The sequence below is a fragment of the Vibrio navarrensis genome, assembly GCF_015767675.1.
Taxonomy (GTDB): Bacteria; Pseudomonadota; Gammaproteobacteria; order Enterobacterales; family Vibrionaceae; genus Vibrio.
In genome coordinates, this window is the sequence record NZ_CP065217.1 from 2,157,971 (window position 1) to 2,183,696 (window position 25,726).

At 47.8% G+C, this 25,726-nt stretch carries 20 protein-coding genes; 10 read left to right on the plus strand and 10 right to left on the minus strand.

Features of this window, described 5'->3' with window-relative positions; all coding sequences use genetic code 11:
* Nucleotides 1-51: 51 nt before the first annotated feature.
* The 3 genes from I3X05_RS10355 (at nucleotide 52) to I3X05_RS10365 (ending at nucleotide 3,239) form a co-directional block, all read left to right on the plus strand.
* Nucleotides 52-1,986: an ATP-binding protein gene (locus tag I3X05_RS10355; protein WP_045571931.1), complete on the plus strand. Its 1,935-nt coding sequence runs from the start codon at nucleotides 52-54 to the stop codon at nucleotides 1,984-1,986.
* Entirely contained in the window at nucleotides 1,979-2,476 is a 498-nt protein-coding gene (locus tag I3X05_RS10360) for a response regulator (protein ID WP_039443801.1), read from the plus strand. Before I3X05_RS10355 ends, I3X05_RS10360 begins: the two co-directional genes overlap by 8 nt.
* A 214-nt stretch (nucleotides 2,477-2,690) precedes the next feature.
* Nucleotides 2,691-3,239 (plus strand): hypothetical protein, encoded by a 549-nt coding sequence (locus I3X05_RS10365; RefSeq protein WP_045571932.1) that lies wholly within the window; start codon nucleotides 2,691-2,693, stop codon nucleotides 3,237-3,239.
* A 64-nt stretch (nucleotides 3,240-3,303) separates the two neighbouring features.
* Here I3X05_RS10365 and I3X05_RS10370 read toward each other — a convergent pair whose 3' ends face one another.
* Nucleotides 3,304-3,891, minus strand: coding sequence for a TfoX/Sxy family DNA transformation protein (locus I3X05_RS10370; RefSeq protein ID WP_045571933.1), 588 nt, complete (start codon nucleotides 3,889-3,891; stop codon nucleotides 3,304-3,306).
* A 357-nt stretch (nucleotides 3,892-4,248) separates the two neighbouring features.
* Between I3X05_RS10370 and I3X05_RS10375 the strand changes: the two genes are divergently transcribed.
* From I3X05_RS10375 to I3X05_RS10395, 5 genes are all read left to right on the plus strand, one after another.
* The gene (locus I3X05_RS10375) at nucleotides 4,249-5,169 is read left to right on the plus strand and encodes an HDOD domain-containing protein (RefSeq protein ID WP_045571934.1); all 921 of its coding nucleotides are present in this window, start codon (nucleotides 4,249-4,251) and stop codon (nucleotides 5,167-5,169) included.
* A gap of 333 nt (nucleotides 5,170-5,502) precedes the next feature.
* Nucleotides 5,503-6,408 carry a lysine exporter LysO family protein gene (locus I3X05_RS10380; protein WP_045571935.1) on the plus strand — a complete coding sequence of 302 codons (906 nt, stop codon included), beginning with the start codon at nucleotides 5,503-5,505 and terminating at the stop codon, nucleotides 6,406-6,408.
* Nucleotides 6,409-6,480: 72 nt separating this feature from the next.
* Complete coding sequence (locus tag I3X05_RS10385; protein ID WP_045571936.1) at nucleotides 6,481-6,993, plus strand: hypothetical protein; 513 nt, start codon at nucleotides 6,481-6,483, stop codon at nucleotides 6,991-6,993.
* Between the two features lie 170 nt (nucleotides 6,994-7,163).
* Nucleotides 7,164-8,819: a pyridoxal-dependent aspartate 1-decarboxylase PanP gene (gene panP / locus I3X05_RS10390; protein WP_045571937.1), complete on the plus strand. Its 1,656-nt coding sequence runs from the start codon at nucleotides 7,164-7,166 to the stop codon at nucleotides 8,817-8,819.
* Nucleotides 8,820-9,137: 318 nt separating this feature from the next.
* Nucleotides 9,138-9,992: a MurR/RpiR family transcriptional regulator gene (locus I3X05_RS10395; RefSeq protein ID WP_039429516.1), complete on the plus strand. Its 855-nt coding sequence runs from the start codon at nucleotides 9,138-9,140 to the stop codon at nucleotides 9,990-9,992.
* A gap of 38 nt (nucleotides 9,993-10,030) precedes the next feature.
* Here I3X05_RS10395 and I3X05_RS10400 read toward each other — a convergent pair whose 3' ends face one another.
* The gene (locus tag I3X05_RS10400; protein ID WP_045572065.1) at nucleotides 10,031-11,284 is read right to left on the minus strand and encodes an iron-containing alcohol dehydrogenase; all 1,254 of its coding nucleotides are present in this window, start codon (nucleotides 11,282-11,284) and stop codon (nucleotides 10,031-10,033) included.
* A 275-nt stretch (nucleotides 11,285-11,559) separates the two neighbouring features.
* Between I3X05_RS10400 and I3X05_RS10405 the strand changes: the two genes are divergently transcribed.
* Both I3X05_RS10405 and I3X05_RS10410 read left to right on the plus strand, forming a co-directional pair.
* Nucleotides 11,560-11,823, plus strand: a complete 264-nt coding sequence (locus tag I3X05_RS10405; protein ID WP_011080656.1) for a GrxA family glutaredoxin — start codon at nucleotides 11,560-11,562, stop codon at nucleotides 11,821-11,823.
* A gap of 181 nt (nucleotides 11,824-12,004) precedes the next feature.
* Nucleotides 12,005-13,684 carry an aspartate:alanine antiporter gene (locus tag I3X05_RS10410; protein ID WP_045571938.1) on the plus strand — a complete coding sequence of 560 codons (1,680 nt, stop codon included), beginning with the start codon at nucleotides 12,005-12,007 and terminating at the stop codon, nucleotides 13,682-13,684.
* A gap of 69 nt (nucleotides 13,685-13,753) precedes the next feature.
* On the opposite strand, the gene fabV is transcribed toward I3X05_RS10410, so the two are convergent.
* The 8 genes from fabV to I3X05_RS10450 form a co-directional block, all read right to left on the minus strand.
* Nucleotides 13,754-14,956, minus strand: a complete 1,203-nt coding sequence (gene fabV / locus I3X05_RS10415) for an enoyl-ACP reductase FabV (protein ID WP_045571939.1) — start codon at nucleotides 14,954-14,956, stop codon at nucleotides 13,754-13,756.
* Between the two features lie 175 nt (nucleotides 14,957-15,131).
* Nucleotides 15,132-17,414 (minus strand): acyl-CoA dehydrogenase, encoded by a 2,283-nt coding sequence (locus I3X05_RS10420; RefSeq protein ID WP_045571940.1) that lies wholly within the window; start codon nucleotides 17,412-17,414, stop codon nucleotides 15,132-15,134.
* Nucleotides 17,415-17,475: 61 nt separating this feature from the next.
* Nucleotides 17,476-18,102 (minus strand): TetR/AcrR family transcriptional regulator, encoded by a 627-nt coding sequence (locus I3X05_RS10425; protein WP_045571941.1) that lies wholly within the window; start codon nucleotides 18,100-18,102, stop codon nucleotides 17,476-17,478.
* 419 nt (nucleotides 18,103-18,521) lie between these two features.
* Nucleotides 18,522-19,679 carry a Na+/H+ antiporter NhaA gene (gene nhaA, locus I3X05_RS10430; RefSeq protein WP_337970699.1) on the minus strand — a complete coding sequence of 386 codons (1,158 nt, stop codon included), beginning with the start codon at nucleotides 19,677-19,679 and terminating at the stop codon, nucleotides 18,522-18,524.
* A gap of 300 nt (nucleotides 19,680-19,979) precedes the next feature.
* The gene (locus I3X05_RS10435) at nucleotides 19,980-21,116 is read right to left on the minus strand and encodes a lipocalin-like domain-containing protein (RefSeq protein ID WP_045571943.1); all 1,137 of its coding nucleotides are present in this window, start codon (nucleotides 21,114-21,116) and stop codon (nucleotides 19,980-19,982) included.
* Entirely contained in the window at nucleotides 21,116-23,569 is a 2,454-nt protein-coding gene (locus I3X05_RS10440; RefSeq protein WP_193157813.1) for an FtsX-like permease family protein, read from the minus strand. Before I3X05_RS10440 ends, I3X05_RS10435 begins: the two co-directional genes overlap by 1 nt.
* A complete protein-coding gene (locus tag I3X05_RS10445) occupies nucleotides 23,550-24,221 on the minus strand; it encodes an ABC transporter ATP-binding protein (RefSeq protein ID WP_039429534.1) in 672 nt (223 codons plus the stop codon). The genes I3X05_RS10440 and I3X05_RS10445 overlap by 20 nt, the downstream gene beginning before the upstream one ends.
* Before the next feature lie 113 nt (nucleotides 24,222-24,334).
* A complete protein-coding gene (locus tag I3X05_RS10450) occupies nucleotides 24,335-25,711 on the minus strand; it encodes an MATE family efflux transporter (RefSeq protein ID WP_045571945.1) in 1,377 nt (458 codons plus the stop codon).
* Between the last annotated feature and the right edge of the window lie 15 nt (nucleotides 25,712-25,726).

Below are 25,726 nucleotides of genomic sequence, written 5' to 3' on the forward strand. Positions count from 1 at the left end.
ACTTCCTGTTAACGTAATGTGGTGTGATTTGCGCCAATCGACGAGGTCAAGGTGAACCGTTACGCCATACTCTGTTTAGATAACAATCCGATCAGTACTGAGCAGTTTCGTCAGGAATTGGCGACGTTTTCTCATAAGTTTGACGTGTTCAACACCGATTCGCTCGAAGAAGCACACCATGCCATTGAATATTTGGAACAAAGCCAGCAGGAAATGGCGCTGGTTATTGCCAGCCACCACGCCGAACTCAATGGCGTCGATTTCTTGATTGGTCTCGATAAGAATCCACGCACCGAAAGCGCACGCAAAATCTTGATCAGTGGTTCAAGCGATATCGGGGCGATTTTGACCGCCGTTAACGAAGGTAGGCTCGACCATTGCCTGACCAAACCACTCCCAGACAACGTCTTGCAGAACACCGTTCAAAAGGAGCTGACGCAATTTATTCTGAAATTTGATAAAGAAGAGTTACTCAGTTACAGCAGCGTTTTGGATCAAAATCGCTTGCTGCGTGCGCACATTGATAATCAGATGCGCAGCTATCAAGCCGGATTCATTCATGATTACCACACCCTATCCGACGTTGAACTCACTGAACGTTTTATTGGCGCACTGCAAGCCTTCTTCCGCGAAAAAGACGAGACTCGCGCCTGCCGCACTTATTCGGCGGAGCATCTGCTGACCATGGAAGGCGAAGCTAACAAGTTCCTCTGGTTTATTACTTCAGGCGAAGTAGCGCTCTATAAACGTGACGATATGGGCATGCAACGGGAAGTCGTCCGCCACGGCAAAGGAAATCTCGTCGGCGGCATGTCCTTCGTGACCGGAGAAAAATCCTTTTCAACCGCACTAACCTTGTGCAAAACCGAAGTGATCAAACTGGACCGCAGTGTGTTCTCGCAAGTGATGCAATCCGATTCCAACCTGCTGCCCCTATTTACTAATCTGTTACTGCGTCACTTCAACCGTCGTTTGCAACGCAGCATCAACACCAAACTGCAACTGCAAAAAACGCTTGAGTCATTGGAATCTGCCCATCAGCAACTGATCGAAAAAGAGAAAATGGCGATGTTGGGTCAACTTGTTGCAGGGGTGGCTCACGAATTGAATAACCCCATCGCTGCGATTTTGCGCGGCATCGAAAACCTCACTCAGAGTCTAGAGTTGGTGCTACAAAGCCGCCATTGCGAGGCACTGCAATCGAAAGGGATCAAAGTGCTCGATAACGCCAAGCTGAGTAAGCCGCTCTCCACCGCAACCCTAAGAGAAAAAGCCAACCAGCTTAATTTAGCAAACCGTAATCTCGCGCGCAAAATTGTCACTCTTGGCCTAGAGCAAGACAGTGAGTTGATAGGCCGAGTAAAACGCTCAGAAACCGGTGTGAAAGAGGTGGAGGTATTAGAAAACTACTTCCAAATTGGTAACGCACTACGTTCTATTGATGTCTGCGCAGCGCGCATTGCCGATATGGTAAAAAGCCTTAAAGGCTACGCCCGCGCCGACGATGAGCGAGTGCATAAAGTCGACATTCACGAAGGCATTGAAGATACCTTAGTGATCTTTGAAAACCGCTTAAAACGACATAAAGTCATCACAGATTATTGCCAGTTGGAACCGATTTACTGCCAACCTATCGCTTTACAACAAGTTTGGACCAATATGATCTCTAACGCGTTGGATGCGATGCCAGAACAAGGTGAGTTAACCATCACCACCGCGCTGCAAACACGCGACGGGAAAAATTATGTCACGGTCGCCTTTTTAGATAATGGCAGTGGCATTCCCGCCCAGCAAAAAGAGGCCATTTTTGAGCTGAACTACACGACAAAAAAAGAAGGCAATTTTGGACTCGGCATTGGTTTGTCGATCTGTTTACAAATCATTCACGCGCACGGAGGATGGATAGACGTAGACTCCGTCGTGGATCAATACACCTGCATGACCATCTGGTTACCGCTCGAAGCAGAAGGAACACACCATGAATAAATATCTGATCTTATGCGTTGATGATGAACGAGAAGTGTTGGATAGCGTGCTGCAAGATCTTGCCCCTTTTGAAGATCATTTTGTCCTCGAAGGTGCTGAATCGGTATCCGAAGCGCGCGCTGTGATTGAAGAGTACCAAGATGACGATATCGCTCTGGCTTTGATTCTGTGTGACCACATCATGCCCGAACAAACTGGCATCAGTTTTTTGATCGAATTGAGCGACGATGAGCACACCCGAAAAGCAAGAAAAGTGCTTCTCACCGGTCAAGCAGGATTGGAAGATACCGTTGAAGCGGTGAATCATGCCAGCTTAGATTTTTACATTTCAAAACCTTGGTATGGTGAAGAGCTTCGAGCCGCCATCAAGAAACAGTTAACTCAATTTGTCATTAAATACGACGATAATCTGCTTAATTGGGTTTCTATCTTGGATGCCGAAGCGATTCTTAACGCGATGGCGGAAAGACGAAGCAGCTTCGGAGAATAAATTGTCTTCTTTCGCTCGTTCGTCCCGGCCTGAATGTAAGGCAGCTGTTAAAAATGGTACTGTTTTTGCTTAAATATTGGCTACACGACAAAACTATGGCATTTTTTTATTGGTCACTTGCATGCAAGTTGATTAAGATGTCGCGAATCGATTATTGGTGAAACTCGCTCGAGTTCCGTCAGGAAACAATTCATTTTAAAAGGTTTACCGAAATATGCGTAAAACAATTCTAGCCGCAGCACTGCTGATTGCATCTGGTCAGGTTTTGGCCAAGGAAGATTCTAATCGTCCAGAAACCATGAGCAATTTTAGCTACGACTATTTCGAAGCTCGCATTGGCGCTAGCCCAATGACCTTCGGTGCTGGTTTCAGCAAATCTGTTCATCCAAACGCTCACCTCATTGCGCGCGTTGATTCAAAGTTCGAAGGAGATTTTGATTCAGCGGCTGGTTTTGGCTTCCATGCTCCAATCAATAACTGGGCAGACATGACGGGCGCTATGCTGCTACGTGTGGTTGAACCAGAAGATGCCAGCAGTGCGGATATGGGGATGGAACTGAATCTTGGTGTTCGCCAATGGCTTGGCCCACAACTGGAAGTTGGCGGTAAAGTAGGTTACGTTTCTATTGATGATAACGATGACTGGATTGGTTCAGCTTACGCACGCTTCCACTCTACTGAGCTTTTCTCTCTTGGTCTTGAAGCACGCATCAACGATTTCTATGACGATCAGTTGATGTTCTCTGCTCGTTTTAAGTTCTAAGTTCTAAGTTGAAGATAAAAAAACCGAGACGTATGTCTCGGTTTTTTATTTCAAGCTAGATGAACTACTGACAAGCAGAAAGCAGTTGGCGACGACGAGGCTCTTGCAAAAGTTTCCAGTGGATGCCCTCTACCGCACCGGCAAATTTCCACAGCAGTTTGACATCAACATCATTGCCGTACGCTTGCCGTACTCGATTAAACACTTCCACAGCACCGAGTTCGATAAATGTCTCAACATCGTCTATACCCGCTTTCTTTACCATGCGCTCCAATGTCAGCTGCATATTCGGCAGATCTCTAAGCCGACGGCTAGCGGACGATTTTTGAAAGCTACGCTGATGAACGGAACACTCAATTGACTTTTTGACCAGACTATCCAGATCCGCATACTGTGTTTCTAACAACGCGCTAATGTCGTAGTAGTTCACCGTTGCAGTCGTCTGTTTCTTTATATGACGATACTTTTCGCACCCTAGTTCTGTCAGTTGTTCATCCAAGCCGTTGCTGCCACGAAGATAGCAGCAATCGTTGCTAATCAAAGCGAACATCGCATCATCAGCGAATAATCCGATACCGCCAAACATAGAACGTTTTTGGAAATCACCAAACTGACTAACATAGTTAAAAAAAGTTTGCTCTGTCATATCCATTGACTCCTAATTCAAAGATTAACCCCGATTAGTTATGTCTCCAGATAGCAGCATTGTATTTTTAGCGAATAAAAATTTATAAATTGGCTTAATTAGATTGTAGTAACGAAGCGCCAATGCCCTAAATCATACTTAACGATAAAAAATAAGTCGGGATTCGTGTCACAAATAAAGTTTCACGTCTCATAACTGCGTGACTAAATTCACATCTTAGAAAAGTTCTATGCTATTTTTTTGACGTCAAGTTTTTGTAAGGTCGGAAAAACATCAAACAAACTGCAGCGTTAGGTGCATTTGATTGCGCTTTCTGCACTGGTAGGAGTACACTGTATTAAAGCTCACGTGTTCAGATTACCTATGGAACATCTATCATTTTTTTGGCTGCCCAACAATAAGGATATGCTGGTGCAGGCACTGGAGTCAGAGTTTGCTCAACTTGTAGAGCAATCACTCTCCACTGGCAAAATTGCTCTGCCGCCTATCCCTGATGTTGTCCTTAAAATTCAACAACTGTGTACACAGGAATCAACTGGTATTGTCGACGTTGCGGACTGCTTACTCGAAGATCCTGGCTTAGCGGCTATTGTCATACGCGTAGCAAACTCGGTCATTTTCAATCGACGTAACATCACCTGTACTGATTTGACCACAGCGGTATCACGTTTGGGGATATTGCGTGTCAGAGACATAGTTACCGCCCAAGCCATTGAACAGCTTAAACATTCGGTTAACCTTAACAAAGAGTGTAATGCGGTGTTAGTAAATAGCGCTGCGGTTTCACGCGAGTTGGGCGCGACCATGGTTCTGGTGGTAAATACTTTTAGGAAGCTTGGTGCAGATAAATATGCTCACCTTGAGGCGGAAAAAGCACTCTTGGTGGGTTTGCTGGCAGATATTGGTCTCTTTTGCCTAGTTAATGAATACCACCTGTATCTTGATAAAGGTAATTATCTTGATCACCAGATTGCACTACAAATCTTCCAGACACGATGCTCCGCGACCAGTAAACTGGTATTAGAAAACTGGGGATTTGACCGCGATTTTATCGAAGTGGCATCCAACCAGTCTTTTTCTCAAACTCGCCCTGAGGTCAGCTACCTCGATATTGCACGAATCGCGAACCACTTACTCATGTTCCGCAGCCAAGATGAGCGCATTGAAGAGCATGAAGTGGAGTTCAATTTAACGGGTGCTGAAGTGCTGTTTGAGCTGAGTAACCTCAACGACAATGAGTTCCAATCGAAGATTAACGACGTGCTAAACGCTAGCGGCTTATAAAATTACCGTCCCTTCGCTCAAGCCCATAAATTCCGAGCTACAAATGAATAACTGACTGTGAAAAGCCACCAGTTTCTGGTGGTTTATCACGGGTTTGTTCTGTATTCTATGCAAGCGTTCACCTAGCGATGTAGGTTGAGCGTTTGCAAACACTGATCTACTTATTAACGTTCGTCCTCAGACAAATCGTATACTGCACACTCTTTGTTAATCGCCATTGTTCAATGGTTTCGAACACAGGCACTGTTTGTCAGACAAATTACGTTGCGATGAAAACGCTAGCTTAGGCCAACGCTCTACATCGGAAAACTATCGAAGGAATCAGGAGTTCTCATGTTGTCAGGGATGCTATTTATTTTTGCTCCGCTTGTTTTCGGCTATTTCATTTCCATTTCGCGTGAAGCAACCTTAGTGACAATTAACAAGGTTACCTCTCAGCTTATTTACGTGATCCTTTCCCTCATGGGACTTAGCCTAGCCGCTTTGGATAACCTAAGCAGTAACTTACAAACGATTCTCCTCTATACAGCCACGTTTTTCTTTTGCTTGGGCATCTGCAATTTGGCGGGCTTACCCTTGATAGACAGACTACTGCCCGTTGTCACAGACAACACACATAAGAAGCTGCCACTTTCCGCCATGGCATTAGAATCAGCCAAATTGATCCTTGTGGTCGGCGGAGGACTCCTAGTTGGTTTGTTGCTGCCTTTTGAGTTGCATTGGGTAGACACCGCTAGCGAGTGGATATTGTTTATCTTGCTGTTTTTTATTGGCATTCAACTGCGTAACAGTGGCCTGACGCTCAAACAAATACTGCTCAATAAACATGGTATGTTGATCGCGCTGGTCATTATCGTCACATCTATGCTTGGCGGTCTACTTGCCGGGCACCTTTTAGGCTTACCCATCTATCAAGCCTTAGCGATGGCTTCTGGGTTTGGTTGGTACTCGCTAGCAGGCATACTCATGGGGGACGCTTTTGGTCCCGTCTTTGGCGGAACGTCATTTTTGATCGAACTGCTGCGAGAACTGGTGGCACTAGTGGTTATCCCGCTATTAATTAGGAGCTACCCTTGTACCTCGATCGGTTATGCTGGCGCGACAGCTATGGATTTCACCCTTCCTGTGATTCAGACGACAGGTGGAGTGCGCTGCGTACCGATTGCGATTGTCAGCGGTTTTATACTCAGCCTACTCGTTCCCGTATTAATGTTATTCTTTGTGTCACTTGCTAGCTAGATCTCAGGATGACCCGCCCGCATTCGTTACAATACGCGCTAAAAATTAAAACATGTGTCAAAAGGAAGAACTATGAAACGTTTCGTTGTCGCTCTTATGCTAGCTTCAACTTCATCTGTTGCCTTGGCTGCCGACAGCCAATGTTTAGCCCAAAAATACGACGCTTACATCGATGCTTCTCTGAATTGGTACTCAGATCTTGCCCAACTGACCACGCAACAATACCCAGAATTGCAAGATGTGAGTGGATGGTTTCTTGAAGGGCGTAAGCACCATTTCGAGCTCAATCGTGCAGCCGTGCATTACTACCTCAAACACGATGCTAGCCGAGTCGCGACCGACAAATCGATTGAAAACTGGTTGCAACTGGAGCAAAGCGACATTAAACAGCTCGCGAGTCGCAGTGATGAATTGGGTGAAATTGCTAAACGAACCTTTGAAGATCGCCAAGCGGCAAACCATGAGAAGAATTACCAGCTGCGCTCCGCGTTTGCCGATCTCCTCAGCCATCCGAAAAAGATCGAAGCTGCGCTGAATCGTTACAATGATGCCATCTCCGGTGTAAGTCAGGTTAAGTGTAACTAAATCACAAACAGAACCATTTTATTCCTAGGGCGTGTTTCTTTTCTGCCAGCCATTCAGTGGCAGATGAGAAACACGCCTCTGTGATCGTTGAATAAAAACGGGACTTTACCGCCATTTTGGTTTAGATTATCCCGCTCGAACTACTAGTATAATTAAGTCGATTTGTTTATATGGCAATGGAACAAAAAATCGCTGACGTCAGCTTCGAAAGTCTGTTAAAAATCTTTACCATACCAGAGGGTCCAGATTCCACTTTGACGCAAATCGAAGCAAAGCTCTCACAAAACCTCAATAAATTCCTCGGTGAACATATCGTGGCAGAAGAAAAGCCTTTACGTGAAATCGAGAAAGACTTTTCTTCTGCTAGAATTCCGGAACAGCCCGAATTTGTCTCTGACCATACAGAACATTTGTTGGACACTCTGGTTTCTCATTCTGTTCATACATCCTCACCCAGCTTTATCGGTCATATGACTTCGGCATTGCCCTATTTCCTGATGCCATTATCGAAGATCATGATCGCTCTGAATCAAAACTTAGTGAAGATTGAAACATCAAAAGCGTTTACTCCTTTAGAACGTCAAGTGATCGGTATGCTGCATCGTTTGATCTACGGACAAGACGACGCTTTCTATTCGCAGTGGATGCATAGCGCTGAGCACTCACTGGGGGCGTTTTGCTCTGGCGGTACCATCGCCAACATCACCGCCTTGTGGGTAGCGAGAAATAATGCCCTACGTGCCGAGGGAGCTTTTCAAGGCGTTGAAAAAGAAGGCTTATTCAAAGCGATGAAACACTACGAATATGAAGGCTTAGCCGTACTGGTTTCAGAGCGTGGACACTATTCACTGAAAAAAGCCGCCGATGTGCTTGGTATCGGCCAAAGTGGCCTTATTGCTATCAAGACCGATGAAAACAACCGCATCTGCCCACAGGCGCTAGAAGAGAAAATTCAAGAGCTCAAATCGCAGCGCATTAAACCGTTCGCAGTTATCGGCGTCGCGGGCACCACAGAAACGGGCAGCGTCGATCCACTGCGCGCAATCGCTGAAGTGTGCCAACGCCATGCTTGCCATTTTCATGTTGATGCCGCTTGGGGCGGCGCCACTTTGATGTCCAACAAGTATCGTCATCTGCTTGATGGCGCAGAGCTTGCCGATTCTGTTACCATTGATGCCCACAAACAGCTTTATGTGCCAATGGGCGCGGGCATGGTTCTCTTTAAAGATCCCAACGCGATGAGTTCGATTGAGCACCACGCGCAGTACATCCTGCGCAAAGGGTCGAAGGATCTTGGCAGCCATACGCTCGAGGGGTCGCGCTCTGGTATGGCGATGTTGGTCTACGCCAGCATGCACATTATTAGCCGTCCAGGCTATGAACTGCTCATTAACCAAAGCATTGAGAAAGCAAAATATTTTGCTACGTTGATTAAACAGCAAGAAGACTTTGAGCTGATCTCAGAGCCAGAGCTTTGCCTGCTAACCTATCGCTACATTCCTGCCAAAGTGAAACAGGCTTTGACGCTGGCTAATGATGAAGAACGTGTTGAGCTCAACGAGTTACTCAACGAACTCACCAAATTTGTACAAAAGCGCCAGCGCGAAACGGGTAAGTCCTTCGTGTCGAGAACCCGATTGAACCCAGCTCAGTGGTCACGAATGGACACGATCGTCTTTCGTGTGGTGCTCGCTAACCCTTTAACTAGCAACGATATCCTTGCTTGTGTTTTGCAACAACAGCGGCAAATTGTTCAGCAACAAGCCCCCAATTTGATGGCAGAAATTGGACGGTTAAGCGAACAGATACTGAGCAAGTCTCACTGAACGCTTCTCCTAACGAGTTACAGCAAAATGAAATTTTCTTTCTCTTTTGCTGTAATTCCAAAGTCAATATACCGTAGAATTTGCCGAAACAGCGTGCGACAACATTCAGTTTTGTAGTTTTAACAAACTTTTGTTTGAGGCCTGTCAAATTCTCACTAAATAGTACGGCTATTTGTTTTAGTCGTATCGCTTATTAGGTTTATACTCTCGCTATGGCGCTGATTGCAGGTTGCCGTCCTAAATATACGTTTTTCCCAAGAATAGTATCATCTGGACTGGTATTGTCGGCGAGTTGTTCTCTATACCCTCGTGAACACTATGAATACATTAGAAAAAATTCAAAAAAACCTTGAGAACTTTAGCAAGTCGGAACGCAAAGTCGCTGAAGTGATTATGGCGTCACCGCAAACGGCTATCCACTCAAGTATCGCAACACTGGCAAAAATGGCAGACGTCAGTGAGCCAACGGTCAACCGCTTCTGTCGCAGATTGGATACTAAAGGTTTCCCCGACTTTAAACTCCATTTAGCGCAAAGCTTGGCGAACGGAACGCCTTATGTTAACCGTAATGTCGAGGAAGATGACGGCCCAGACGCCTACACGCACAAGATTTTCGAATCCACCATGGCGTGTCTTGACGTCGCCAAAAACAGTTTGGACCCGATGCAAGTCAACCGCGCGGTGGACCTGCTCACTCAAGCCAAGCGTATCTCCTTCTTTGGCTTAGGCGCATCCTCTGCGGTGGCTAAAGACGCGCAAAACAAGTTCATTCGTTTCAATATCCCCATTACTTGTTTTGAAGATGTGGTGATGCAACGTATGAGCTGTATCAACTGCAGCGATAACGATGTGTTTGTGCTGATCTCTCACACAGGTCGCACTAAAAGTCTGGTAGAGATTGCCAATCTTGCACGTGAAAATGGCGCAACCGTCATCGCTATCACCGCAAAAGATTCCCCCTTGGAAAAAGCGGCCTCGCTGGCAATTTCTTTAGACGTTCCAGAAGATACTGACGTCTATATGCCGATGGCAAGCCGTGTGGTACAAATGACCGTGATCGATGTTTTAGCCACAGGCTTCACACTACGTCGCGGCTCAGGCTTTCGCGAAAACCTCAAGCGCGTAAAAGAAGCGCTTAAAGACAGCCGATACGACAAGCTGTCCCACTTCTAAACAGCCCTTTTCAACGGAGCCTTCAGGCTCCGTTTTATTTAGTTTTCCACGTTATCGCGACTTGGTAAGCTTCGCTGATTTCCTCCCAGCACCTCTATCACGGCGGCATTGATTGGCTGCGCATCTTGTCCTTCACCCCAGCGGCAACTGCACACCTGATTAAGAATGTAGATGAGGCGATCTTTGGTCAACGGTAACGGGTTTCCTTTTATCGCAACGGACTTCAAGGCATCTTCCGCAACCTGAGTAAAAGAAGTGGCACAGACGCCAAACTGGCTAAGCTGTGGCACCGACAGCTTATCTAAAAGTTCCGCCACCCAATCAATCCCCTCTTCTTCATCCGCCTCTGTTCTTCCCGTTACGATGCGCGCGATAGAGCGGTAGCGATACAGCAAGTCACTGCGCCCCGCGGTGCGTGCGGCCATAATATTTTCCCGCATCACATGAGGAGCCAAGCGTCCTGTAATTACACTGTGCGGCGCATCTAACTTGCCACCTAATGCCGAAGCTAAACCATGCGCTGCGCCCAGTTTAGCATTGGTGATCGCCATACCGCCGAGTAAAGCGGCAAAGGCAACGTCAGAGCGCGCTTTGTGATCATCTTGTAAACAAGCGGGTAAAATGGAATTCGCCAGTCGCCGCAACCCTTCTTCACATATCATGTCAGTTAGGGGGTTCGGTTCTCCACACACATACGCTTCCATCAAGTGAGTGAAAGCATCCATTGCACCACGCCCCGAAGTATAAGGATCGGTTCCGTAAGTCAGTGTTGGATCAATAATCGCGACGTCCGCCAACATGTCTGGGCTGCGCAAGCTCACCTTGACCCTATCTTGACCTGATTTTAATACCGCGTTGCGGGTCACCTCAGAGCCTGTACTCGCCGTTGTCGGTATCGCGATGAAGTGCAATGGATGTGTCTTGAGAGGGACGTTTCGCCCTACCACTTCAACGTAGTCATAGACATTGCCTTGATTGGGAATAATAGCCGCTAGCGCTTTGCCCATATCAATCACACTTCCACCACCAATGGCAACCACCATATCGGGTTTGAATTTTCGTCCAAGGACGGCCGTCTCTTCCACCATCGCGATGTAGGGTTCACCAGAGATGGCAACATGTTGGTAGCGCATATTCTGTGACTTCAGGTAACCAATAACTGGCTGAGCGCGAGAGAGATCTTGCCCTGTCACTAACAGTACGCTGTAACCAAACTGATTAAGCACAGACAATGAGGCTTGCAGGGCTCCCTCGCCAAAAATGATCCTCGTGGCCGTCATAAACTGAAACATAGCGTACATCCTCTTCCTGTCATCACTGATCCTCAGCGCAAGTTAATGTTGCTCACTGTGCCTTGATTTATCGACAAAATGTTTGATCAAGTGCAACCTGCCCCAATTAACCTTGTATTTTGTGAGACTTTTTGCTGTGCCTCACATCATCTGCTACGCAAATTGTCCAGCAAGTGTTCAATGTGTTTCCTCTATCAGAGCGAGAGGCATTTGCCACTTTATTTCCGCCATCGGATCGGGCATAGTTGCAGCTATCAAAATAAAGGAGAAAGTATATGTTCGTAGTTATCTTTGGTCGTCCGGCTTGTCCTTACTGTGTGCGTGCAAAAGAGCATGCGGAAACCCTGAAAGCCAAACGTGACGATTTCAACTATCGTTATGTAGACATTCAAGCTGAGGGCATTTCAAAGGCAGACCTAGAGAAAACTGTTGGTAAGCCGGTTGAAACCGTGCCACAAATTTTCATCGACCAGCAACATATCGGTGGTTGTGATGACTTCGAAGCTTATGCAAAAGAGCACTTAGGTCTATTTGACTAATCTCCGCTCATTTTTCTTTAAACCCGCTGCGCAGCGGGTTTTTTTATAGCGTTTTTTATTAAAACAGCCAATACAAGTCAACTCTTGGCAAAACTGAAAAATTTCTCTTATCTTTTAGCTATATTTGGTTACAATTCCTATTCTAACCCTGTTCCCTGACCTAACTTTTTAGAGCGACAACGTGAATATAGACGTCGTACTTCTTCTTGAGCAAAATCCAGTTCTGCTCATCTTTGTGGTGTTGGCCATCGGCCTCTCTTTTGGCAAAATCCGCTTTGGTAATATGCAGCTTGGCAACTCAATTGGTGTTCTCATTACTTCCCTTATCATGGGCCATCTCGGTTTTTCGTTTAACGCCGAGGCGCTCACCATCGGGTTTATGCTGTTTATCTATTGCGTAGGTATCGAAGCCGGACCCAACTTTTTCGGTATTTTCTTTCGAGATGGCAAACACTATTTGACACTGAGCCTAGTGGTGTTAGTCACGGCGTTAGCTATTGCCTACTTTGCCAGCCATTACATGGGGCTGGATTTTGGTTTGGCCGCCGGCATGATGGCGGGGGCGCTCACTGCGACACCGGTATTGGTTGGGGCACAGGACGCACTCAATTCGGGATTAGCGTCCATTCCGAGAAATATGGAATTTTCATTGGTGCTAGAAAACCTTTCGGTCGGTTACGCCATGGCCTATCTCGTTGGTTTGGTCAGCATGATCATGTTTGCCAAGTTACTGCCTAAGTTACAAAAGCAAAATTTATCTGACTCAGCGCAACAAATTGCGCAAGAGCGCGGTTTGGGCGGTTCGGGACGTAAAGTCTATTTGCCCATCATCCGCGCCTATCGGGTCGGCGCGGAACTTATTGACTGGACGGATGGTAAAAACTTGCGTGAACTGGGTATCTACCGCCAAACAGGCTGCTACATCGAACGTATTCGCCGCAACGGTATACTCGCCCATCCCGATGGTGATGCGATTTTGCAAGAGGGTGATGAAATTGCCTTAGTTGGTTTCCCCGATAGCCACGCGCGTCTTGACCCGAGTTTTCGCAACGGTAAAGAGGTTTTCGACCGAAACCTGCTCGATTTGCGCATCGTAGAAGAAGAGATCGTGGTAAAAAGCGATGCGATTGCGGGCAAGCGTCTTTCCGATCTTAATCTTTCAGAATATGGCTGTTTCCTTAACCGTGTAGTCCGCGCGCAGATCGAAATGCCAATGGATCTCGATATCGTGCTAGCCAAAGGCGACGTATTGCAAGTCAGTGGTGAAAAGAGCCGTGTTCATGGCCTGGCTGAGCGCATCGGTTTTATCTCGATCCACAGTCAAATGGCCGACCTGCTCGCTTTCTGCAGTTTCTTCATTCTCGGCATTATGTTCGGCTTAGTCACCATGACGTTTGGCCAAGTCTCCTTCAGTTTGGGCAATGCGGTCGGCTTGTTGCTCTCTGGGATCACGCTGGGCTTTTTACGCGCAAACCACCCTACCTTTGGCTACGTACCACAAGGAGCGCTTAACATGGTCAAAGACTTGGGGTTGATGATTTTTATGGTGGGGATCGGCCTTAGCGCAGGTGGTAAGATGTTCGACCATCTGACCCTAGTTGGACCGAAAATCATCGGCATCGCTTTCTTGGTCAGTGTCGTGCCTGTGGTTTTTGCCTACCTTGTTGGTGCTTACATCCTTAAGATGAACCGCGCGTTACTATTTGGCGCCATCATTGGTGCTCGTACCTGTGCACCCGCCATGGACATCGTGAATGACTATGCGAAGTCAACCATTCCTGCCCTTGGTTATGCCGGCACATACGCTATCGCCAATATTTTGATGACATTGGCGGGTACGATATTGATTATTCTTAGCTAGCATCAGCCATCACAAGTAAACAAAAGGCGCTCAACTGAGCGCCTTGTCTATGTGTTGTCTAGTATCAGATTAGATAGTGATAAAATCGGTTGCGACTTGTGGATTCACTTCTGCATCGTAATCGACCCCATCAATCCCAAAGCCAAACAGCTTCAAGAACTCTTCTTTGTACTGCACATAGTCTGTCAGTTCTTTCAGGTTCTCAGTGGTGATTTGAGGCCAAAGATCACGGCAGTATTGTTGAATGTCGTCACGCAGTTCCCAGTCATCCAGACGCAGACGGTTCTTCTCGTCCACTTCTGCCGCGCTGCCATCTTCTTTGTAAAGACGCTGGCTGAACATGCGATAGATCTGCTCCATACACCCTTCGTGTACACCTTCTTGGCGCATTTTCTTAAACACCATCGCAATGTACAAAGGCATCACTGGAATGGCAGAGCTCGCCTGAGTAACCACTGACTTCAACACTGCGACATTCGCGCTACCACCAGTTGCGGCTAGCTTATCGTTCAGTGCAGCGGCGGCGCGATCTAGGTCCATCTTTGCTTTACCTAGTGCGCCATCCCAGTAGATTGGCCAAGTCAGTTCGGTACCGATGTAACTGTAAGCAACCGTTTTACAACCGTCTGCCAACACGCCCGCTTCGGCCAACGCATTGATCCACAGTTCCCAATCTTCGCCACCCATAACCGTAATGGTATCTTGGATTTCTTGCTCCGTCGCCGGCTCTACGCTCGCTTCGATGATCACATCTTTGTTGGTATCAACCGCCGTAGACGTGTAAGTTTGACCGATTGGCTTGAGCGCTGAACGAATCAGTTCACCCGTGCTTGGAAGCTTACGGACTGGCGATGCCAAAGAGTAAACCACCATATCTACTTGGCCCAGATCGGCTTTGATGAGTTCGATGGCTTTCTCTTTCGCTTCATTGGAGAAAGCATCGCCATTGAGACTTTTCGCGTACAAACCTTCTTCACGCGCTAGCTTCTCAAATGCGGCCGCATTGTAAAAACCTGCTGTGCCTGGTTTCTTCTCCGTGCCTTCTTTTTCGAAGAAAACACCAATAGTTGCTGCGCCGCCACCGAATGCCGCTGCAATACGAGAAGATAAACCGTAGCCACTTGACGAACCAACAACAAGAACGCTTTTTGGTGCGTTTTTGATCGGGCCTTGCGCCTTGGTGTAAGCAATTTGTTCTTTTACGTTCGCTTCACAACCCACTGGATGCGTTGTGGTACAGATAAATCCACGAATTTTAGGTTTGATGATCATATTCAACTTCCTTTAAAAAACGCTGCTAGGATAAAAGTTTCGACCACAATTCGCATCTAATTTCTGTAAAAATGCGGCGAAAATGCAAGTGGTTGGAGCACTCTCATAGATTTTTCTCCGTTTAAAATAGAAAAAGCACCTTAAATTAGGTGCTTTTTCGGCAATGCGCTGCGAATTATGCAGCGCTAGTCAGCTTTGCTTTAACGGGGGCATCCGTCAAAGTTTCGGAAAAATCGAAGCTGAAGTGGTCAACTTGAATCGCTTTATAGCGCAGTTTGTCCGCCGCGAGGATCTTATCGATCTCTTGCTCGCTTAATACATCGGCCTCAAACGCTTGCTGTAAGCGGTCGTGCAATAAGCCTTTGCGCGCCACTTTGCCCTCTTTGACCGCTTTCATCAGTTTGCGCTCTAGCGGTTTGATGTCATACATGGCTAAGAATGCCTGCTCCATCAAACCAACACTATCATCTGCAGATTTGCCGATGTAGCAGAGGCTTGTCATGCGATCGCGCTGTACGCCCGGAGTCATCATCGCTTCAGCTAGGCTGATGCACAGATCATCACTCGGTTTTTTGAAATGATTGCCCAGCGGGAAAAGCAATGCTTTCAGTACACCGCCTACGTATTTCACTGGGAAATTGGCGTAAGCTTCGTTGAGCGATTTGGCCGCATGGTGCAAACAGTGCTGAACCGCATAGTGGACAAAGTTGAGATCGCCCTGCTGGCGTCCTTCATCTTCATACTTCTTCAACGCTGCTGAGGCCATGTACAGATAGCTAAGTCCGTCGCCAAGACGCGCTGAGATCATCTCTTTGCGCTTGAGCTCACCACCGAGCGTTAACATCGCAAAATCGGCACTCACGGCGAGCGCACGGCTCAAACGTGTCATATCTTTGTAGTAGCGCTGAGTCGGACCGCTCATGTGCGCTTTGACAAAGCGAGAACCTGTCAGTGCCGCCGCCAATGCGCCGAAGGTATTGCCAGCGGCATGTTTGATGTGTTTAAACAACAGGTCATCAAATTGCTTGGCGCCCTCTCTCTCATCCGGGTTTGCCGCCGCTTCCATCTCTTTAAGCACGTAAGGGTGACAACGCGTTGCACCTTGACCAAAGATCATCAAGTTACGTGTTAGGATATTCGCACCTTCCACCGTAATCGCCACCGGAATACCGAGATAATGCGTCGCCAGATAGTTCATTGGTCCATCTTGAATCGCACGGCCTGAATGGATATCCATGGAATCATTAAGAATGGTGCGCGCCATTTCGGTCATATGGTATTTGGCAATCGCAGTCACAATCCCTGGTTTCTCTTTCAGATCCAGCGACGTGGTGGTCAATGTCCGTGTCGCTTCGAGCAGATAAGTTAAACCGCCAATGCGGCCCATCGCCTCTGCAACACCTTCAAATTTACCAATCGACATACCAAACTGTTTACGCACGTAGGCATAAGCGCCGGTTGTACGTGTCGTCAGGTGACCAATCGCTGTGCCCAGTGCAGGCAGCGAAATACCGCGTCCGGCAGAGAGACACTCAACCAGCATGCGCCAGCCTTTGCCCGCATAATCCGCGCCGCCAATCAGCCAGTCCATCGGAATGAAAACATTCTGTCCACGAGTTGGCCCGTTCATGAAAGCTAAACCCAGCGGATCATGGCGTTCACCAATCTCAACCCCTTCGTGATCGGCTGGGATCAAAGCGCAGGTAATACCGATGTCTGTTTTATCGCTAAGCAGGTGATCAGGATCGCTCAGTTTGAACGCCAGCCCTAGTACGGTTGCGACCGGTGCTAGGGTGATATAGCGTTTATTCCAGCTCACACGGATGCCGAGGACTTCTTTGCCTTCGTGCATACCGTAGCAGACAACACCTTGGTCTGGAATGCCACCGGCATCCGAGCCAGCTTCAGGACCAGTCAAGGCAAAACAAGGGATATCGGTACCATCCGCTAAACGTGGTAGCCAGTAGTCTTTTTGCGCTTGTGTACCATAGTGCGATAAAAGCTCACCCGGGCCGAGTGAGTTTGGCACCATGACCGTCACGGCAGTACTGATGCTACGTGTCGCAATCTTCGAAACGATGGTTGAATTCGCCAGAGCCGAGAACTGGCGACCGCCGTACTCTTTAGAAATGATCAACGAAAAGAAGCGCTCTTTACGCAGATACTCCCAAACTTTCGCAGGCAGATCGCGATCTTCCTTAACCATTTTATGGTCATCAAGCATTTCAAGCAGCGTTTCCAGCTCGTTGTCCATGAAAGATTGTTCTTCAGCGGTAAGAACAGGTTTTGGATAGTGATGCAATTTTTGAAAATCAGGCTTGCCTGAAAACAGTTCTGCATCCCACCAGACGCTGCCGGCTTCCATTGCTTCCTTCTCTGTAATAGACAGAGGAGGCAAAACCTTTTTGAATACTTTAAACGCCGGGTCGCTAACCCACTTCCTTCTTAGAGAGCTCATAGTTCAGATCCTTTTGTTCACTGGTGGAACCCGATCAGGTCCTGGTTATCTGTTATTTTAGTTACTCAGCTGACATTCCTGCCGCCATATAGGGGATCAAGAGGTCAACAACTGATTTTACGTCGGTTTTTTTGTTGAAATTGCTTTCAGCAATTTCAGACAGCGCCTGACTGGATGCCATAGTAAAAACACAGGTTCCCAGTGTGAAATGCAAGCGCCAAAAAAGCGTTTCTTCGGTTAAGGTCGGATTGGCTTTCAGCACGGATTCAGTAAACAGCCTCAATACATCGTTATAACGTGTAGTGATAAACCATCTTAAATGCCCTTGTACGTCGGTATATCCGCGGCCAATCAACAACATGAACAGACTCGTGCCATTCGGACGCACTTCGTTGAGTTCTTTGAGCGGTACGCGAAGCGATTCAAACACTTCGGCCATGGTGTAAGACTCTTTGCTGTTCAGTTGTACTAACGAAATTTTCATTGCTGGCATTAACGCTTCGAGATAACGATCTAACACCGCTCGAACCAAGGTTTTTTTGTCACCAAAGTGATAATTGACCGAAGCCAAGTTCACACCGGCTTTGCCAGTAATGGTACGAAGTGAAGTGTCATTGAACCCGTACTCGGCGAACAACCCTTCGGCGATGTCGAGAATTTTTTCTTTTGTACTGCTTCTTGGTGCCATTTCAATCACTCGTATCAAACAACTGTTTGAAATATACTTTTGACACCAATAATTAACAAGCAATTAACATCACATTTTTTAATATTGGTCGGACCAGATTTCAATTTCGCCTGTCAGCCAAGGGGTTAGCGAGAGAAAATTTTTTAGATATTTTCGTTGATTTAGGGAACTGCAGCTCGAACACTTGGTCTGAATAAGGGTAACAACAAGCGCATTGCTAAGTTTCACTGGCCGTCAAACTTGTTTCAGACTTTTGTTACGTTGCTGCTTTTTCATTATTAACTCCTGTGTTTGTATCTGCCCGAATCCGCTTGGTTTGGGCTTTTTTTTGTCCCCTCTTTCTATTGTTATTGCCCGTTTTTAGAAGCAATAAAAAAACCTCCGAAATTCGGAGGTTTTTTAGCCTAACCTAAGTGAGTTTAGCGGCTGCTACTGTCACTCTTTGGTAAAGAGATGTGCAGTAAGCAATAACCTATCACAGCAGCTGTGGTAGAGCCCATCAGGATCCCCAGTCGTGAATACGTATCATACTCTGGACTTAGCCCGCCAAACGCCAGTGAAGAGATGAATATCGACATGGTAAAGCCGATACCACACAGCACTGACACTGCAAAAATATGACGAAAGGTGATGCCCTCTGGCAATCTCGCAACGCCCGTTTTCACCGCCACCCAACTGAAGGAGAAAATCCCCAGAGGTTTACCAATCAACAAGCCCAAAGCAATACCCAGCGGAAGCATAGACGTTAAGCCAGACATCGAAACGCCTTCCAGTGATATGCCCGCATTAGCGAAGGCAAATAGAGGCAAAATCGCAAACGCAACATAAGGATGCAGTGCGTGTTCCATATGCTTGAGAGGAGAATGCTCACCCTTTTTGCCATTGAGAGGGATAGCAAAACCAATGACCACACCGGCTAACGTTGCATGTACGCCTGACTTCAGTACGGCAGCCCACAAGATAATGCCCACTACGATGTACCACGTCAGTTTTGTCACTTCTTTCGCATTCAGTAAGAACAGTACACCAGTCATGATGAAGCCGACTGTCAGCGCCAGTGTCGACAAATCGCCGCTGTAGAACAAGGCAATGATAACGACCACGCCTAGGTCATCAATAATCGCGAGAGCAAGCAAGAATACTTTCAAACTCACCGGAACGCGCTTGCCAAGTAACGCCATGATTCCTAATGCAAATGCAATGTCGGTAGCCGCAGGGATAGCCCAACCTTGCACCGCTTGTGGATCACCGCTGTTAAACAGCACGTAGACCAGCGCAGGAGCTAACATACCACCGACGGCCGCAATCGCAGGAAAAATCGCCGTCTCTTTTGATTTCAACGCGCCTTCCAATAGTTCGCGTTTCACTTCTAGACCGATCAGAAGGAAGAAGATGGCCATCAAACCGTCGTTAATCCAGTGCGATACTGACATACCAAATACATAACTATGCAGTACCGACTGATATGTATCGTTTAGCGAAGTGTTGGCAATCACCATAGCAATGGCTGCAGCAATCACCAGCAGGATGCCGCCTGCGGATTCCATTTTGAAAAAGTCACGGATAGCATCGTTCATGATTTCGCCCTTATATTTATAATCGTGATAAATGAACAACTAACAATGTGTAGCAGTGTATCGCGAAGAATAATGTAGGAATAATCGCTTGTTTAGATGTTAAACATCGGTTTTTCCTACATTGATGTCAACGTCACTCATTTGAAAATAGCCGCAGTCACCCGATAACTGACTGATAAGATTATAGTCAATGAGCGACATACAGGTGAACATAAGCATGACAACTACGCAACAAATTGTAAATACGTAGAAAAAAGTAAGGGTCCCATCGTCGGGACCCTTTTTACTTTTGAATGCGCTTTAATTGGTTTCGCCGTAGCCAGTTAACTGCATAAAACCCCAACCTTGATGGCTGCCCGCCACCTGAATAGGTCCTTCCCAGTAAGGCAGTAAAAAGGGTAACCACATTTCCTGATCCACAGCCGTGGCGGTGAGGCGGATTTGATACTGTGGCACTTCAACAGACCATCGCAGAGGTAAACGCGTACCATCGGCCAGCTCGCTTTCCTCTAAGGGGATGATCTTGATGTCTTGCTCTTTGAGGGGAAAAACCTTACCCGACGAGGTAGAGAGTGTGCCAAACACATAAGGCAACCGGCTTTTATGTCGGTACTGATTGACGCTCAACGCCATACCGTTGTCGAGATTAAACACCAGCCAGTCCCAGCCCTGTTGATCTTGTCCTACCAGATCTGAGCCCCACTCTTTTTGCAGCCATGCAGAGCCACTCACTTTGATACTTTTGCCATCAAGATGCAAAACACCATCCGTTTGCAGAAACGGTGCGCTCACACTAAACGACGCAACGGATTCCAAGTCATGCTTGAGCTGATAACCACTTTCGCCATTGAGGACAAAAGGGCCGCTGGTTCGCGTGGCCAACTCCAGTGAAAATTCGTCACTGGCCGCGATCAGATTACCCGGAAAAGGGGTCACCCCTAAGGCTCGCCAAGTCCAGTTATCAATCCACATGCGAAACGGCTTATCGCTCGAGCCCGCCTGACCTATGCCCCCACGGGCAATACGTTGGTCTTTCCACACTTTACCTTCGCCACTGACAACCACATTCGCAAGGTAAATCTGTGGGTTTTGCCAACCATTGACGTCTCTTTCATCACCTGCCAGACGAAAAAAGCTCCACTGCACAGAATAAGACGTACCCTTTGCATCTTGCAGACTGGCAAAGTAGTGCCACCACTCATGCTGGTATTGTGAGTGGAAGCGGAAATCGTTTGGCAGGCGGACTTTTTGTCCTGGCAGTACGGGTTCAAACACCATCTGCGGTGGTGCAGCAAACACACTGTTAAATTGATACTGTGTTTGCGTTGTCGAATTTTTGACATAAAAAAGCAGATACCAAGCGGCCACTAAACTTGCAACAGCAATGGTAGAAAAAAGCAGCGACATTAGGATAAATCGACCACGTACTCGCTTCATTACAAGGCGTCCCTTAATGACTTCATCGGCGTATTTCTCACCATTCTGAGCACAGGCAAAGCACCCGCCAGCATGATCGCCAGCATTGCCCACGCAAGGGTTTCACCATATTCGCCGGGGTTAATTTGTAGCTCCAGCGACCAGCCAAAAGATTGCTTAATCACGATGTCAACAATCAAGGTGGCCAGCGCCATACCAAGCGGCACAGCGATAACGGCGGAAATAAGACCAAAAACAAACAGTTGCAGTCCACCCAGCGCGATCAATTCTTTGCCCGATACGCCGAGACAGCGCAAAATCGACACGTGACGCTGACGCGAAACCTCTCCGGCTAACGTGGCGAAGAACAGGCCGAACACCGCGATAACGAGGGTGATATTGCCTAAGGTATCGGCGATGGCAAAAGTATGGTCGAACACTCGCATTGCCTGCTTATAAATATTGTTATTATCGAGCACACGCTCTGGCGTCATGCGGAAAATCTTTTCTAAACGCCCTTTCAGCCCCTCAATATTCACCCCTTCGTGCATGACCGCACCCAGCGCGACATTCCCATTTCCAGCAAAGGCATACAGCCAGTTACGATGGGACAACAGTACCTGATTATACGGATTGCCGTAGTCATAATAGACGCCGACCACCAACCACTTGTCCCCTAAAGGCGCCGTCAGATTGATAAAATCTCCGGGACGAATACCCATTTTCAACGCCATCGATTCGCTGATCATCACACTGCGGGTACTGTTGAGATAATACCAATAATTGGGCACACCGAGCTTGACCGTCAATGCATCAAGTTCCCCTTCCGAAGCACCGGTACTGACCACTTGCAACTGCCCTGCGTCAGTTTGAATCTCTTTTTCCCAGCGCCACCAAACTTGGTCCACTTCTGGCTGCGCCATCAACCAACTGCTGATCCTTGCTGCCGAGTTATTGGTTGGGTAGATATAAAGATCTGCGGCAAGACGCTGGGTTAACCATTTATCGGTCGTATCTCTAAAACTGCCCACCATGGTCTCGACACCGATATTTGCCGCTAACGCTAACATGAATGCCATCATCGCCACACCGCGATAACTCATGCTGGCCGCCGTATCGGCAAAGAACCAACGCAACCTCACCCAGCGCAACGTGTAGGAAAAGCTATTAAATACCGCCCACATCAAAAAGGGAGTAAACAAGGCAACGCTGATCAACATCAAAGCGATAATCGCAAAGCCCGATTCCTGAGTTTTAGGGGCTTGGTAAACGGCAATGGCCGCTACGCAGAATGCACACGCGGCGAGTGCCTGCCACGCAAACTCACGTCCAGCAAAACGCACCAACGAGAGTTTCGCGGACAGACGAATCGGCTGAGATTTCAACAAGCGAATCAAAGGCCAGAGACAGGAAATCAGAGCGCCGAGCGCCGCCATCAGCAAGCCGTACAAGCTCGATTGCCAACTCCAGCCAATCGAAAGCCCGACGTTGGCATCATACAGATCGCTCAAGCTGGCAGAAACGGCCGGGATCAGCTCATTGGCTAATAGCAGTCCAAGCACGTTGCCACATAACCAAGCCACGACCACCAAAATGGTCAACTCAAGAATCAATGCTTTCGCCAGTAGCATGCCGGTGACACCCGTCTGGCGCAAAATGCCTACTAAAGGTTGGCGTTGGATAAACGAGAGCGACATCGCTTGATAGAAGATAAACAGGCCGACCAAAAACGACAGCATACCCATGGCGGTAAGATTAAGATGAAAGGCTTTGGTTAACGCGTTAAGCTCATCTCGGCTATTGCGCACCAAAGACAAGCCATTGGGCAATGATTGTTTTAACGCTTCCAGCTTCTCTGGCGGCATTTCACCACAGGCAATCACCGAGAGACCCGAACTGCGCTGAAGCATACGCAATGTGGCGATGTCAGCCACGATCCGCGTACCATTAAGACGCTCTTCGCTCTCGATTTTCAACGGGCCAAGCAGGCTCCCATCATCCAGCGGAATAGAATCACCATTTTGCCAATGCATATGCTTAGCAAGCGCGTTGCTGACTAAGATCGGGTAAGGTGGGTTCATCAACGCCAGCAGAGAGAGTTCTCCCATCGCATTGGGCTGCTCCAACGAGAGCATCGCAACAGGATCGATGCCCACTAAGGTCAACCCAATTCCGTTGGCGGTGTCGATATGATGCATATCCATCGGTACACATTGCTGATAACCCGCTCGGCGCAGTTGAATGTAGAACCCTTGAGGGATCTTGTTGGCGTTATGCTTTGGCCGAATGCGATAAGGGAGCGGATTGGAAAAGAGCTTTTCACCATTTTGATAGCTCTGTTTCGCATGATGGTTGATCGCAGTAACCCCGACGAGCAGGGAAACGCCGAGCGTTAGGCCAAGCCAGACCAAAATGATTTGCAGCGGATAGCGCCGATAATGACCGAGTAGTGCTTTAACTACGGGCCATAACATGCAGCTGTCCTCCTTGAAGTCGAATTCTTCCTTCCATATGCTGGGCGACTTTTTCACTGTGCGTGACTAAAAGCAAGGTGCAATCGAGTTGGCGAGTGAGTGAAGTCAGTAAGCGCATCACCGCTTCGGCGTTACGCTCGTCTAAACTGCCGGTCGGCTCGTCTGCAAGCAGCAACTTGGGCTCCATATACAAAGCACGTGCAATTGCAGCACGTTGCTGCTGCCCACCGGAGGCCTCTTCGGGATAGCGGCCCAGTAGCGGCATGAGATCGAGTGCAGAAAGGATTTGTCGCAACAGTCCTTTGTCTTCCGGCAAGCCTTTGAGTTGACGGCAGAAACGAATGTTATCGGCGATATTGAGTGTAGGAAGTAAATTAAACTGCTGAAAAATATGCCCAATATTGTTACGGCGGTAGGTTGTGCGCTGATATTCAGGCGCATCATGCATCGCGAAGCCAGGAAAATTGATGGCGCCGGAATCGGCAATGTCTAACCCTGCGATTAAATTGAGCAGCGTACTTTTGCCTGAGCCACTCTCACCCATTAGGGCAATTTGTTCGCCACGTTGCAACGTCAGTTCAGCCCCTTGCAATACCGGATGAAATTCTCCACCATCCACATAGCCTTTACATAGGTCTGACAGTTGTAACATTAACTTTGCCGCTTCGCTTTCAGAAATTGGAACCAGAATCTACACTAAAAAGCTGATTATCGAAAGTATTTTGATTGCTGGATCACATTAAATGAATGCAAATCAGCGCATATCTAATCTTCGATGAGATTTCGCATCCATTTACGGCTGACGATGCGATATAAAACGCCGACCCACTTGACCACTTCTTCGACCAAAAATAACAGATACACCCACACGGGCGACACCTCAAGGTAGATAGCCGCAAACGCCGCCAAAGGGATACCAATGACCCACTGAGCGAGCAAATCCTGATAGAGACAGAATTTCACATCGCCGCCCGCACGCAATACGCCAACAATCGCCATCATCGGCAACGATCTCAGTACCACAGCGGCGCAGAGCACCATCATGAACTGCTCTGCAAGTTGTCGAGTTTTTGGGGTTAAGGCGCTAAAGGCATTTAGAATCGACTGGTGGAATAGATACAACAGCACTGCGACCACAACCCCAATGATGACATTCATCAGTACTGTCGCCCAAGCTTGGTAATAAACGGGCTCAAAATTTTTCGCCCCCAACTGATTCCCAACCAGCACGGCGGCAGCATTGGACAGGCCAATCATCATCGCCAGTGAAATCGACTCCACTGGCGTCATCACCGACAACGCCGCAAGTCCTTGCACACCCGCTTGTCCCATAATGGCATGATAGGCAAACAGCCCGCCAGCCCAGGCTAAGAAGTTAAAGGTCGTGGGTAGCGAGAGTTTGAGAAAACGAACAATTTTTTTCCAATCAAGGATGGCGTGTATATCCGCTCGGCCAAAAGCCAACAAATGCTGCTTCGCGTAGAGGTAACCATATAACGTTGCCACTTCAATCGCCCCGCTGAGCAAAGTCGCGATTGCGGCACCTTTGATCCCCATTGCTGGCAATCCCCAATGGCCAAAAATCAATAGCCAGTTCAAAAATACGTTGGAGAGAATACCGATGCCACTAAAGAAAGTGCTGATACCAGGCTTGTGCATCGCCCTGAGCCCAACCGCCATACTCGCCACACAAGCGACACTGAGCATGGTCAACGAGGTGAGGACCAAGTACTCTCTGCCAAGTTGATTCACGAGTGGCGAATCGGTGGTTAGCGCCATGATCTGCTGAGGAAAGAGCAGAAAAAGCAAGGCGGTTAGCAAGGCAAACGCCATCGACACCAACCAAGTCAATGCCGTACTTTGTCTAACACCGTCTTTATCCCCAGCCCCCCAATATTGCGCAGTCAGCAGAGCGCCACCAGTAGTGACGCCGACCAGCATAATAGTGGTGACAAAGGTCGCTCTGGCCGCAACACCAACCGCAGCAATCTCCGCCTCACCCAGCTGTCCTAGCATCAATACGTCCACCAAACCTCGGCTGGAAAACATCATACTTTGCAGCGCGATTGGCAATGCGATCATCAGCAGACGACGCAAAAACGCCGCGTCGGCATGCTTCGCCACCAGAGCAAGAAAGGACATAGACACCTCAGATAC

Coding starts and splice junctions, on each gene's coding strand:
- I3X05_RS10360 (WP_039443801.1), top strand. CDS start 1,979: ATGAATAAATATCTGATCTTATGCGTTGATGATGAACGAGAAGTGTTG.
- I3X05_RS10365 (WP_045571932.1), top strand. CDS start 2,691: ATGCGTAAAACAATTCTAGCCGCAGCACTGCTGATTGCATCTGGTCAG.
- I3X05_RS10370 (WP_045571933.1), bottom strand. CDS start 3,891: ATGGATATGACAGAGCAAACTTTTTTTAACTATGTTAGTCAGTTTGGT.
- I3X05_RS10375 (WP_045571934.1), top strand. CDS start 4,249: ATGGAACATCTATCATTTTTTTGGCTGCCCAACAATAAGGATATGCTG.
- I3X05_RS10380 (WP_045571935.1), top strand. CDS start 5,503: ATGTTGTCAGGGATGCTATTTATTTTTGCTCCGCTTGTTTTCGGCTAT.
- I3X05_RS10385 (WP_045571936.1), top strand. CDS start 6,481: ATGAAACGTTTCGTTGTCGCTCTTATGCTAGCTTCAACTTCATCTGTT.
- panP (WP_045571937.1), top strand. CDS start 7,164: ATGGCAATGGAACAAAAAATCGCTGACGTCAGCTTCGAAAGTCTGTTA.
- I3X05_RS10395 (WP_039429516.1), top strand. CDS start 9,138: ATGAATACATTAGAAAAAATTCAAAAAAACCTTGAGAACTTTAGCAAG.
- I3X05_RS10400 (WP_045572065.1), bottom strand. CDS start 11,284: ATGTTTCAGTTTATGACGGCCACGAGGATCATTTTTGGCGAGGGAGCC.
- I3X05_RS10405 (WP_011080656.1), top strand. CDS start 11,560: ATGTTCGTAGTTATCTTTGGTCGTCCGGCTTGTCCTTACTGTGTGCGT.
- fabV (WP_045571939.1), bottom strand. CDS start 14,956: ATGATCATCAAACCTAAAATTCGTGGATTTATCTGTACCACAACGCAT.
- I3X05_RS10420 (WP_045571940.1), bottom strand. CDS start 17,414: ATGAGCTCTCTAAGAAGGAAGTGGGTTAGCGACCCGGCGTTTAAAGTA.
- I3X05_RS10425 (WP_045571941.1), bottom strand. CDS start 18,102: ATGGCACCAAGAAGCAGTACAAAAGAAAAAATTCTCGACATCGCCGAA.
- nhaA (WP_337970699.1), bottom strand. CDS start 19,679: ATGAACGATGCTATCCGTGACTTTTTCAAAATGGAATCCGCAGGCGGC.
- I3X05_RS10435 (WP_045571943.1), bottom strand. CDS start 21,116: ATGAAGCGAGTACGTGGTCGATTTATCCTAATGTCGCTGCTTTTTTCT.
- I3X05_RS10440 (WP_193157813.1), bottom strand. CDS start 23,569: ATGTTATGGCCCGTAGTTAAAGCACTACTCGGTCATTATCGGCGCTAT.
- I3X05_RS10445 (WP_039429534.1), bottom strand. CDS start 24,221: ATGTTACAACTGTCAGACCTATGTAAAGGCTATGTGGATGGTGGAGAA.
- I3X05_RS10450 (WP_045571945.1), bottom strand. CDS start 25,711: ATGTCCTTTCTTGCTCTGGTGGCGAAGCATGCCGACGCGGCGTTTTTG.